Raw genomic sequence first — 12,161 nt, 5'->3', positions numbered from 1 at the left:
CGGCCCGCCTCGATGCGGGCGGCCGCTGCGGCGAGAGCTTCGGCGGCGCGGGCGGAATTGTCCGCGCCGCCTTCGCCAAGCTCGGCTGCGGCTGCCTCCAGCGCCGCCGCAGCCTGCTGCACGAGCAGCAAATTCTGCTTCACGGCGGGAGATACCGCCTGAAGCGCCTCGCTGCCGTGCTGCAGGAACGTCCCGGCTCCGTCCGCGAAGCGGGAGCCTTCCCGGGTCAGCTTCTCGGCGAACGGGAGCGCTTTCTGCGCCTCCGCCGTGAGCTGGGCGGTCTTGCCCAGATCCTTCCGGGCGACGGCAGCGATCCGGTTCACCTCGGGCAGCTCCTTCTCCAGCCGGTACACGAGCTGCTCCGCATGCTCGATCGCCGGCCGTTCCCGTTCGAGCTCGGTGCCAAGCTCGTTGAACAGGCGGAAGATCGTGCCGTTCACCGTTTCGGAGAATTGCTCGGTGAAATTCTTGATGATCGTATTCGTTCCTGAAGAGGTGATCTTGGGAGCGATCGCATTGATTTTTTCATTGACGGTATACGTAATCTCCGCCCGCAGCGGCTTGGGCGAGAGGATGCTGGCCATCCGCTCGGAGAAGTTCGGCGGAATGAGGATGCTGGCATAATAAGTGCCGTCCCGAACGCCGTCCAGCGCTTCCTTCCCGCCGACAAAATGCCAGCCGATCGAAGGATTGGCGCGCAGCGCCTTGACGATTTCGTCGCCGGCCCGGAGCATGCCGCCCGCTTCTCCACCCGCTGCGGCGCCAAGCGCCGGACTGAGCCGGTATCCGGCATCCTCGTTGACGACGGCGAACGGAATTTCGGACGTGCGTCCGTACGGGTCCCACGAGGCGAGAATATTGAACCAGGCGTACAAGGAGGGGAGCAGGGCGAGGCCTCCCAGGATGACGCAGGCGGTCCAGTTCCGTCCGATCCGCCGCCAATCCTCTGCGGCAATGCTGACTATCGTTTTCATGATTTCCGCCCTCCCAGATGCTGCGGCAGCAGCTTGTCTGTGCCTAGTATCCCGGGAGAGCGGGAGGATCATTCGGAGAGGACGGGCAGGCTGATGCGGACGACAGTTCCATGGCCGATACGGCTGCGGATGGCGAATGTGCCTTTATGATTGCTGACGATGCGCTGGCTGACCATGAGCCCGAGCCCGTTGCCGCCTTCCTTGCTGGTGAAGAACGGCTCGCCCAGACGAAGCAGGTCTTCCTCGGAAATTCCGCTTCCCTGGTCTTCGACCGTGACAACGGCATATCCGGCATCGTCCCGATGCAAGCCGATTTTCAGCACGCCGCCCGTCTCCGCCATGGACTCGATGCCGTTTTTGATGACGTTGACGAACACCTGCTTCATCTGGTTCGGCTCGCATAGAATCGGGGGGAGGCCGCTATCCAGATTGAGCTCGATGGCGGCTCCGGACAGATTGGCTTCCGGCTCCAGGAGGAGCGCCATATCCTCCAGCATCGGCGCGATGCGCTGCTTGTGGTAATGATTGGCCTGGGGCTTGGACAGCACAAGAAACTCGCTGACGATGAAGTTGATCCGGTCCAGCTCCGAAAGCATGATCGACAGGAAGTACGGACTCAGCTCCTTGCCCTCCATCTGCATTTGCACGAAGCCGCGCAGCGTCGTCAGCGGATTGCGGATCTCGTGGGCGACACCGGCTGCCAGCTGTCCGACGACGGAGAGCTTCTCCGTCCGCCGCAGCAGCTCTTCGGTATGCTTGCGGTTCGTCACGTTCCGGGAAATGCAGGATACCGCGACGATCGTCCCGTCATGGTCTCGAATCGGCGAGGCCGTCGTGCTCACGTCGATGCGGGCTCCGAATTTGGTCTCGAGCGTGGTCTCCGCGTCGATATAGGCGACCCCATTCAGCACGCTTGCGATCATTCGGCGTATTTCCTCCTCGTTCACGGGTGGGAAAGAGGCAGGCGAACGATCATCCATGAGCTCCTGCTCCGACCATCCCAGCATCGTTTCGAAGGCGCGGTTCGCGCTCATGAGCCTCCCGTCGAGGCCGTACGTATGGATGGCGTCCTTCGTATGCCTGACGAGGGATTCCAGATGCTCCTTGGTGTGGCGGAGCTCCTCCGCCGACTCCTTGAGCCTGCTCGTATATGCGCTCATATTGGAAGCCATGAGGTTGACGCTTTGAGCCAGCTCGCCGATCTCGTCGTTGCTGCTGAGGCGGATCGGCTTGTTGAAGTCTCCCTTGGCCACCGCGTTGACCCTTCGAATGACGAGCTTCAGCTTCCGCAAGGCGACGCCGGAGATCAGGTAGCTGGCCGAGATGGCGACGATCAGCAGCGTGATCGATATGGCGAGCAGCAGGAAGAACTGCTTGTTCAGCGACTCTCCGTACAAGGAGGTATCCAGGGAAACGATGATGACGTAGCTGCGGATGGAGTCTACATTGAAGGGGATATAGCCCCGCAGCAGCTTTTTGCCGAGCAGCTCGGTTTTGTTGTACACCGGCCGGCCTGTCTGGCTGGCCTTTTCCATCAAGGCATAATCGTTCTCTCTGTCGACATAGCGGTATGACCCGAACTCCATGGCGTTGTCCGGAAATGCCTGCTGCAGCTCGGAAGGCTGGCCGCTGTCCGAACCGGGCACCAGATCCGCATTGATGCCTGTAATTTCGACCAGACCCGGCGAGTCGAGAATCATATCGTCGATGCTGCTGTTGTCCTGGATCGGGGTCAGCTTGTCGACCATCGGCTGCACATTGTAGGAGATCCGCACGACGTAGTCGGCGGTTCCGTCGTAATAGAAGCTCAGCTTGGATTTGTAGCCTCTCTCGGAGTAGAAGAGCGAATCGCACCAGTAGTTCTGGAGGCTCGTTCCCCGGTCGACATACGCGTATCTGCTGCCGATCAGGTCGCTGACGACCTTGCCGTTGAGGCTGTCGGAGCCGATCGTCTTGCCCTCCAGATCGGAATCGGACGAGGCCTTGATTGCAATCTTGCCGCCGTATTCGCGCTGAACGAGCGACAGGGAGCTCAGGTTGAGCTTGGCCGCGCTTTCCAGCAGGGTGGATGGGGCGACGTCGGCCAAGCGGGGTCCCAGCAGGCCGATGGCGGCAATGGATGCGACACGCATCCGCTCCGAGACGGCGGCATCGAGGTAATAAGCCGTCCGCAGCGTCGGCGTCATGGAGAAGCGGATCTGATCGGCGGCCGTACGGATTTGCTGCTCGACCGCTTTGTCCTGCTGCCCGGTCGAATACAGGGAGAAAACGAGCAGGTTCAATGCCAAAATCAGGACAACGACTGACGATATGAGAGCGGATAGCTTCAGTTTGATCGACATGTCCTGCTTTTTCTCTCCTCACATAGCCAAGATGACCTTCAGGATCGGGTGCCGGCAGACGATTTGGACCATCACGCTTTCTCTTGCGTACGTTCGGAATCGATGCCGGACCAGAATAGATCCATCATCTGATCGGCCAGCTCGTCGATGGAGCCGTACATCCCTTGCGCCGCTTCCCGGTTGCCGATCATCAGCAGGGCGGTATAGAGATGAGCCATCAGAAGAGGGTTGCCCTTTTTTACTTCTCCGGCATCGACAGCTTTGCGGAAATGGACGGCAAGAAGCTGGTGGAGATGGTCCTCGGCTTCGCGGATCTCATTTTTCTGCTCCGCCGTCAGCCAGTGGGACGCTTCCCGCATCAGCGTTTCGAACTCGGCATGCTGGCTTCGGGCCAGCCGGACCTGGGCGATGCGGAGCAGCCTCTCCCGCAACGATCCGCCGCTTTCCAGCAGCCTTTCTGTTCCGGCCTTGGCCTTGCGCAGCATATCGGTGACGGAGGCGGTGAACAGGACCGGCTTGCTCGTAAAATGATAGTATACCGATGCTTTGGTGACGCCGCACTGCTCGGCGATCTGGTTCAGCGATACGGCCTCGTAGCCCTGCTCCATGAACAGGATGGATGCGGCCTGCAGCACGAGGTCCCGGACGGGAGTTCCGCGCTCTTCCGCCTTCGGCCGGCCCGGCGCGCGGCGCGTTCCTTCTTTATCGGAATCGGCATGGGAAAATTTTGACAAAAGAAGCTCTCCTTTCTATGAAAATCGGTATCCGTTGAAAATTAACCCTACGGTATATATAATGAAAACAGGATTTTCCTTTGGCTGTTATCTTGTTTGCCCGATCATGCATTTCGAGTCGGGCTAGCTTATTTTATCATGATTTCGTGCTCGGGGTCATACCGGGGGCGGAATGCAGAACCGAAAGGATGAGGCTTATGAACCGATGGATGGAAGCTGTCGCCGGCAGGCGGAGCAAGTGGATGACGCTGGCGGCATGGATCGTGATGGCCGCCCTGCTCAGCCTGCTTCTTCCTGGCGTAAGGAGCGAGGTCGACGAGAACGCGCCCAACTTCGGCAAGCATGTCGCTTCCGTTCAGGCAGAGGAGGTGCTCAGCCGCGAATTCGCCTCGAACGACGGCACGCCGGCGCTGGTCGTATGGCACCGGGAAGGCGGACTCCGCGACGGAGATCTCGAGCTGATCCGGCAAGCGTCGGCGGATGTGGCGGCGCGGCCCGTCGCCCATCAGCAGGCGGCGGTGCCGCTCGACAAGCTGCCGGCGCCGGCCTTGAGGGCGCAGCTGTCGCAGGATGGCAGTACGCTCGTCTGGGCCGTGACGTTCAAGCCGGAGGCCGGCACGCCGGAGCTCAAGGAAGGCACGCTGGAGCTGCGGGAGCGGATCAACGCGCTGGCCGGCGGCCAGGACGTGTTCGCGGCTGCGTCCGCAGCGGCGGATTCCTCGGTGCCGAGCGCCCGATTGACCGGGCCCGCAGGCATCGCGGTTGATGCCACCGCCTTGTTCAGCAGCGCCGATGTCTCTCTGCTGATCGCCACGGTGCTGCTGGTGCTCGTTTTCCTGCTCGTCATCTACCGATCCCCCGTACTGGCTCTCATCCCTCTGCTGGCTGTCGGCTTCGCCTACGGAGTGACGGGGCCGATCCTCGGGTATATGGCCTCGCAGGGCTGGATCGATGTCGACTCGCAAGCCGTCTCCATCATGACGGTGCTGCTGTTCGGCGCAGGGACGGACTACTGCCTGTTCCTGATCAGCCGCTACCGCCATCTGCTCACGGAGGAGGAGAGCAAGGCGGCCGCGCTGCGCAAGGCCGTATCCGACGCCGGCGGGGCAATCGCGATGAGCGGCCTGACGGTCGTCATCGCGCTGCTGACGCTGCTGCTTGCCCGCTTCGGCGGCGTTCACCGGTTCGCCGTGCCGTTCAGCCTGTCGATTCTCGTCATGGCGCTGGCCAGCCTGACGCTTGTTCCCGCTCTGCTCGCGATTCTCGGCCGCGGCTCCTTCTGGCCGTTCGTGCCGCGGACGCCGGCGATGGCGGCGGAGCGGGCAGCACGCCGGGGCAAGCCCGCGCCTTCTCCGCGCAGCAGCCGGCGCTCCGGACTCACCGGGCGTCTCGTCGTCCGGCATCCATGGAAAGTAGCCGGAATCTCCCTGCTGCTGCTCGGCTCCCTGGCTGCCGTCAGCTCTCAGGTGAAGTTCACGTACGACATTCTTTCCTCGTTCCCGTCCGATATGGAGTCCAGAGAAGGCTTCCGCCTCATCGGAGAACAGTTCTCCGAAGGGAAGCTGGCTCCCGTCACCATCATCGCGGACACGCAAGGACGAGGCGGCATGGACGGCTTCGCGAATGAGCTGAAGAGCCAGCCTTATGTAGCCTCCGTGTCCCAGCCGCAGCAGGGAGCCGTTGATCCCGACATCCGGGCTTGGACGGTGGAGCTGAGCCTCAACCCGTATTCCCTCGAAGCGATGGACCGCATTCCGGAGATGAGGAGATTGGCCGAGAGCGCTCTCGCCGGAACGGGAGCCGCCGATCCGGCAGGCCATGTCTGGATTGCCGGCCAGACGGCGGTCCAATACGACACCCGGGCGACGCAAGCCTCGGACACAAGGCTGATCATTCCGGTCGTCATCGGCCTCATCGCGATGCTGCTGCTTGTCTACCTGCGCTCGGCAACCGCCATGCTGTACCTGATCGGAACCGTCATCCTCAGCTATTTCTCCGCTCTCGGGCTCGGCTGGCTCGTCCTCCAGGCGATCGGAATCGACGCGATACAAGGGGCCATTCCGCTCTATGCCTTCGTGTTCCTGGTGGCGCTGGGCGAGGACTACAACATTTTCATGGTGTCGGGCATCTGGAAAAAGAGGCGGCATATGCCGCTCCGCCAAGCCATATCCGAGGGCGTAAACGAGAGCGGGCCGGTCATTACATCCGCCGGACTCATTCTTGCCGGCACTTTCGCCGTGCTGGCCACGCTGCCGATCCAGGTGCTGCTTCAGTTCGGCTTGATTACGGCGCTGGGCGTCCTGCTCGATACGTTCATCGTGCGTCCGTTCCTCGTTCCCGCTCTTACCGCGCTGCTGGGCCGCTGGGCGTTCTGGCCTGCGGGCTTGCACCGGACCGCTGCGGAGCAGGTTCCGGATGCCGGAACGGCCGAAGCTGGGCGGCAGGGGTAGCCGCAGCGAGGCTGGCGGGGTAGCCGCAGCGAGGCTGCAGGGTTAGCCGAAGGCGAGGCTTGTGGGAGCCAAAACGAGGCTAGGGCGGTGGGAGCCGGGCAGCCGGAGCGGCGAAGCGAAGCTAGAGACATGGAAGCCGGCCATGGCGGACATTGCCTTGAACAGAGGAATACCGCCGCGGGCCACCATGTGGCCTATGGCGCCGCTCTTTTTACCGGTTTTGTTCAGACAGGCCGCATACGCATGTCGCCGACAAAACAACAAAAGACCTCTTGCCTGCAAGTATCGGACATAGGATCCGTTATTTGCCTGCAAAGAGGTCTTTTGCTTATTTATCGGACATAGGATCCGCTATTTTGGCCATTTATCGCCTTACGGAGCGAATTTCGATCAAATAACGGATCTGATGTCCGATAAATCCGAGAATCAGCGATTTTCGAGGAAATAACGGATCTGATGTCCGATAGCAATGCTCGGCTGTTTTTTTTGTTCAGTCGGGGCATCTAAGCGCAGCCAGATCTCGTGCGGCTAGGATTGGTATTGAAGGTCGGATTGTCAGCAAGAGCGAAAGACCAAATCGAATGAGTTGGAAGTTCAATGAGCACCCAGGTGGCTTTCATCGAGCATCCAGGTAGTTGGACATTCTGCGAGCGCCTGGTTTGTTGGAGTTCTATGTTCACCCCGTTGGTTGAGCGTTCTATGTGTACCCAGGTAGTTGGATGTTCTACGTTTACCCAGTTAGTTCGAAGTTCTCCAAGTACCCAGTTGTTCTATTTATACACCTGCGTCTCAGCTAGGATTTTGAGGTTGGAATCAAGATTGGACTTGCAGTCAAAAAGGGAGGCAGAGGAGCGCGCAGCGCCCGAGCTCATGACTGATCTTGTCGGGCTTGCGGCCATTTCCCGGCGTCAATCCATCTCGTAGATGGAGCCGGACTTGCTGGCGAACAGCTCGGCGTACACCTTCTCCGCATAAGCGTCCGTCATGCCCGATATATAATCGGCCACAAAGCGCGGCCAGCTCCATTTGCCCGAATGGCGCTCATAATTCTCGAGCCAATCGGGAGGAATGATCAAGCGGCCCATGTCGGGATCGACAAAGCTTTCCCATAACCGCTGGACCATGATCTCGCTGCGCAGCTGCAGCCGCTGGACGCGGAAGTCCTTGACGAGAGTTACCCAGGCCAGCTTCTTCAGAATCTCCATCGTGCGGAGCAGATCCAGATCCTGAGCGCCATCGCGGACGAAGGTGACGCGCTTCCAGCCCCCGTCGTCGATGATGCCGATGCGGCCTGCGAAGGTGCTTACCCATCTGGCCTTGATTTCCCTGCGCGTGCGCGAGGACTCGCGGCCGGTGGATTGGTAGATTTCTTCCCACTGAGCCAGGAAATCGTCCAGCACCCGGCGAACCATGACGGGGATGTCCACTTCATCCCAGCGAAAGCCCCGATTTCCTTCGTCATGGGCGATCTCCTGAACGAGATGCTCGTGGAGCCGGTCGTTTTCGAAGAAGGTCCGGTTCATGCCGATTTTGCCTGCGCGGATGCCGTCCTCGATGTCATGGGTGGAGTAGGCGATATCGTCGCACAAATCCATCAGCTGCGTCTCCAGCGTCGTCTCGCCTGTCGGCATGTCCCACTTGCGGCGCAGCTCGGAAATGATTTCCCATTCCGGTGCGTACACTCCCTTGAGGCGGCCGGGCTCATCGAGGCAGAAAGGGTATTTGTTGACGGCAAGCAGCACCGCGGCTGTCAGGTCGAGCCCGCTGCCGCTGCCGGCGCGCTTCTCCAGGAACATGAGAATGCGGAAGTTTTGGGCATTGCCTTCATATTTCATGCCGTACTGCTCCTGCAGCAGGCGATTGAGCACTTCTTCTCCCCGATGGCCGAAAGGGGGGTGCCCCAGATCGTGAGCCAAAGCCGCGCATTCCACCACGGCGGGACTGACGACGAGCCCGGGATGCTCTCCCTTTTCGACGAACGGATAATGCTTGGCCAGCCGGCGGGCTGCTTCGCGGGCAATCTGGGACACCTCCAGGGAATGGGTAAGGCGTGTCCGGTAGTAATCTCCGGAGCCGGCGCCGAATACCTGCGATTTCCCTTGCAGCCGTCGAAACGCCGGGGACTGGATAAGACGGGCGTAGTCGCGCTCGTATTCTTCTCTTTCTTCGCTGAAGGTGGCCGGGGCCGGTTCGTCCAGCCTCATATGCCTGATATCCATGTTTATGTTCCCCCTTGGCTGCCATGTCCAGCGGGATTCGGCACTTGCCGGATCCCGCTTGCTGATTGCGGTATTGCGAAAATTGTAGCATAGCGGAAGCGGAGGAAGGTAGGGGCATCCCGGCAACTTGTTCCTACCAGGGAGGCAGCGTATCCATGGCGGCCCGGATAATGGAGCAGGAGCGTTCGAAGCGTTCCTGCTCCTGGGCGCTGAGCCGAAGCTCCAGCACTTCCTGGATGCCGCTCCGCCCCAGTATGGCCGGTACGCCGATGCCGATATCCCGCTGCCCGTATTCGCCGTCCAGCACGGCCGATACCGCCATGATGCGGTGGTCGTTGTTGAGCACGGAACGGGCGATCGAGGTGAGGGCCGCTGCGATGCCGTAATGCGTGGAGCCCTTGCCGTGCAGGATTTCCCACCCTGCATTGCGCGTGCGCAGGGCGATCTCCTCCATGTCCATATGGCCGAAGCGCCCGGGGGACTGGCCGATGATATCGGCCAGCGGCTTGCCGCCGACCGTGACATGCGACCATACCGGGAACTGCGATTCGCCGTGCTCGCCCATGATGTACCCCTGCACGCTTCGGGGGTCGACCGGCAAGTCCTCGGAGAGCAGCGTCTTGAGCCTGGCCGTGTCGATGGACGTGCCGCTGCCGATGATCCGCTCCCGCGGCAGGCCGGACAGCTTCCAGACGATATAAGTGACGATGTCGACCGGATTGGTGGCGGCGATGAAGATGCCGTCGAAGCCGCTCTGCATGATTTTGCCGATGATGTCCGCATGCAGTTCATAGGCCGATTCAAGCAGGTCGAGACGGGTTCCGCCCGGAATCGGATTGCCCCCTGCGCACAGGAGGATGATATCCATATCACCGCATTGTTCAAAGGTGCCGTCGTACACCTTGGTCCGCGAATGGCTGAAGTCGACGCAATGGGAGAGGTCGAGCGCCTGGGCCCGCGTCCGCTTCGGGTTTCGGCCGATCAGCATGATTTCGTCGCATACCGCCTGATTCACCATCGCGTACGCGCAGCTCGCCCCTACATGGCCCACTCCGACAATGGCTGCTTTCCTGAGCTTGTTGACCATATCCCCCGCTCCTCCCGCTTGCCTGAGCACGATAACCGCTATGAATCACAATATGAAGGATATATGGCTTCTGTGTCAATAACACGTCAGGGAAATTAACATAAAGCTTCGAGAGCTTCGGGAAGCCGTTTTTGGTTGCTGTGCATGCCTTCGTCTTGCTCCCTCCCCACGTATCCTATTTTGTTCCGCCTGCGGCGATTCCATTTGGACGAAAGACATGGATTGATCAGGGATCGGAAATCGGTTTGATCCGCCTGCTTGCCGATATCGGGCAGGAGGCGCGCCAATTTCTCGCCGTTAGAATAATAAAGCCGAAGAACAACCAAACGGCTGTATGAACGTCTAAAGAAAGAGAAAGAGCCTTTGCACAGCCCTTTCCAAGGGATGATGCAATCGATCGTCCAGGGCAGGAGGTCAAAGGGAGAAGAGAGGTGCGGGATGGGATTTCTTTACGGGCTTGTACTTGTATTTTCAGTCTTCATGATTGCGGCCGCCTTCGGCAAAAGCAGGGATAAAGGTCTTGCCGCCTTATCCCTTTCCTATCATTTGCTTTTGTTCAATGCGGCATATGCCCTTTATAAACTGACGACGGTTTTGGGCGGTGGCAGCTCGGACACATCATATCTCTATGCTTTCAGCGCTACTTCTGGGCAACTCATCGGCCTGATCCGGTTTTCGCTTGCAGGCGGGCTGCTGTTATTTGCTGTCCATGCCCTGTGCAAAAGTCTCAAGGAAAGCTGAAGCCGTCCTTTCGGAATGAAAAAGAGCCCGCAAGCGAGCGGGCTGCTGAAAAACAAGCGGAGGGTGCGGAATCGTTCTGGAGAAGGACAACAGCGATTGGAAGAACGATTCGCGCACGCAGCGACATTTTTTAGCGGCCTTCGAGCGGGAACGGGCTCTTTGGTCTGTCATGAAATCGTCTTGCGGAAGCACTTTCGATAAGAGGCTTACTGCCGAGCCGCTTGGTCGATGATGCCTCGCAGGAGCGGCAAAGGGTCGGCCGGAGCGGCGTCGGCCATCCGTTCGCGGTAATCCGCCTTTTGTTCTTCCAAGACGGACAGATGCTCCAGCAAGGACGCCGCCGTGAGCTCCTCCTCCTGCAGCACTCGGCATAGGCCCGCCTGCTCGAAGGACGCGGCGTTGCGCAGCTGGTCGCCGCGACTCTGGGCGAGCGTCAGCGGAACCAGAAGCATCGGCTTCCGCAGCGCCAGCAGCTCGAAGATCGCGTTGGAGCCGGCGCGGGAGAGGACGAGCTCCGCCATCGCCAGCACATCCGGCAGCTCCTCCGACAAATACTCGAATGCCCGGTAGCCTGCACCGTCATTCACAGGGCTGCCCTCAGGCAGCTGTCCTTTGCCGCATAGATGCACCACCTGGTACTGCTCCAGCAGCTGCGGCAATGCTTCCCGGACGGCTTCATTGATGCGCCTCGATCCCAGGCTGCCGCCCATGACGAGCAGCACCGGCTTGCCTGCGGAGAAGCCGCACAGCCGCCTGCCCCGGGCGGCATCGCCCTGCAGCAGCTCCGGACGCACGAGAGCTCCGGCCTGCACGATCTCCGGACCTTTGCGGATATAGGCCGCCGTCTCCGGGAAGGTCGTGCAGACCGCCGAGGCGAACGGCATCGCGATCCGGTTCGCGAGCCCGGGGGTAACGTCGGATTCATGGATGATGACGGGAATCCGGTTCAGCTTCGCTCCAATGACGACCGGAACGGAGACGAACCCGCCCTTGGAGAAGACGACGTCCGGGCGCAGCCTGCGCAGCAGGGCGGCGGCCTGGGCCAGGCCTTTGACGACCCGGAAGGCATCCGTCATGTTCTTCATGTCGATATAGCGGCGCAGCTTGCCGGTGGAGACGGCGTGGTAGGCGACGCCGTCCAGCGGCTCGATCAGCTCCCGTTCGATTCCGGATGCCGATCCGATATAATCGATCTTCCAGCCGTCCGCCAGCAGGCCCGGGATTAGCGTGAGATTGACGCTGACATGGCCGGTCGAACCGCCTCCGGTGAGAACGATCTTCTTGCCGGAGAGCCCCGTCCGGAGCGGCTCCGAACGCTTATCCTGTTCCGGGCGGGCTGTGTCTCCCGTTGTTTTCGTAGAGGCGGGGGTGTCTTTGTCGATAATGATTTTCATATAGAGATCCTTATGCCGGCGTTCCGCGCCGAAGAACGCGGACGCCGTCCGGACCGGCTACATAGACCGAATCCGCCATGCCGACGAAAAGGCCGGTCTCGACGACGCCAAGCAGGCTTTTCAGCTTGCCGTCCAGGGCGCCCGGATCCGTGATGCAACCGAAGTCGCAATCCAGAATGTAGTTGCCGTTGTCCGTCCGGACAGGCTCCCCGCCGCGGTC

9 protein-coding genes are annotated in these 12,161 nt (G+C 60.5%); 2 read left to right on the top strand and 7 right to left on the bottom strand.

The window, feature by feature from the left end:
* The 3 genes from VE23_RS27080 to VE23_RS15160 form a co-directional block, all read right to left on the bottom strand.
* A partial coding sequence (locus tag VE23_RS27080) for a YhgE/Pip domain-containing protein (RefSeq protein ID WP_198156179.1) occupies positions 1–974 on the bottom strand: 974 nt, incomplete at its 3' end.
* A gap of 68 nt (positions 975–1,042) precedes the next feature.
* Complete coding sequence (locus VE23_RS15165; RefSeq protein WP_049868434.1) at positions 1,043–3,316, bottom strand: ATP-binding protein; 2,274 nt, start codon at positions 3,314–3,316, stop codon at positions 1,043–1,045.
* 71 nt (positions 3,317–3,387) lie between these two features.
* Complete coding sequence (locus VE23_RS15160; RefSeq protein ID WP_049868433.1) at positions 3,388–4,050, bottom strand: TetR/AcrR family transcriptional regulator; 663 nt, start codon at positions 4,048–4,050, stop codon at positions 3,388–3,390.
* A gap of 188 nt (positions 4,051–4,238) precedes the next feature.
* Between VE23_RS15160 and VE23_RS15155 the strand changes: the two genes are divergently transcribed.
* On the top strand, positions 4,239–6,500 hold the full coding sequence (locus VE23_RS15155) for an MMPL family transporter (protein ID WP_157053970.1): 2,262 nt from the start codon (positions 4,239–4,241) through the stop codon (positions 6,498–6,500).
* A gap of 908 nt (positions 6,501–7,408) precedes the next feature.
* On the opposite strand, the gene VE23_RS15145 is transcribed toward VE23_RS15155, so the two are convergent.
* Both VE23_RS15145 and VE23_RS15140 read right to left on the bottom strand, forming a co-directional pair.
* Entirely contained in the window at positions 7,409–8,719 is a 1,311-nt protein-coding gene (locus VE23_RS15145) for a deoxyguanosinetriphosphate triphosphohydrolase family protein (protein WP_048748142.1), read from the bottom strand.
* Positions 8,720–8,852: 133 nt separating this feature from the next.
* Positions 8,853–9,806 carry an L-lactate dehydrogenase gene (locus tag VE23_RS15140; RefSeq protein WP_049868430.1) on the bottom strand — a complete coding sequence of 318 codons (954 nt, stop codon included), beginning with the start codon at positions 9,804–9,806 and terminating at the stop codon, positions 8,853–8,855.
* A gap of 438 nt (positions 9,807–10,244) precedes the next feature.
* On the opposite strand from VE23_RS15140, the gene VE23_RS15130 reads away from it, so the two are divergent.
* The gene (locus tag VE23_RS15130; RefSeq protein WP_157053969.1) at positions 10,245–10,547 is read left to right on the top strand and encodes a hypothetical protein; all 303 of its coding nucleotides are present in this window, start codon (positions 10,245–10,247) and stop codon (positions 10,545–10,547) included.
* A 206-nt stretch (positions 10,548–10,753) separates the two neighbouring features.
* On the opposite strand, the gene VE23_RS15125 is transcribed toward VE23_RS15130, so the two are convergent.
* The gene (locus tag VE23_RS15125; RefSeq protein WP_084781514.1) at positions 10,754–11,941 is read right to left on the bottom strand and encodes an undecaprenyldiphospho-muramoylpentapeptide beta-N-acetylglucosaminyltransferase; all 1,188 of its coding nucleotides are present in this window, start codon (positions 11,939–11,941) and stop codon (positions 10,754–10,756) included.
* A 10-nt stretch (positions 11,942–11,951) separates the two neighbouring features.
* A partial coding sequence (locus VE23_RS27390) for a ribose-5-phosphate isomerase A (protein WP_232316966.1) occupies positions 11,952–12,161 on the bottom strand: 210 nt, incomplete at its 5' end.

Origin of the sequence: Paenibacillus sp. D9 (genome assembly GCF_001188365.1) — a bacterium.
Lineage (GTDB): Bacteria > Bacillota > Bacilli > Paenibacillales > Paenibacillaceae > Paenibacillus_O > Paenibacillus_O humicus.
The sequence above is the reverse complement of the archived record's forward strand: the minus strand, read 5'-3'. Positions and strand labels throughout refer to the sequence as shown.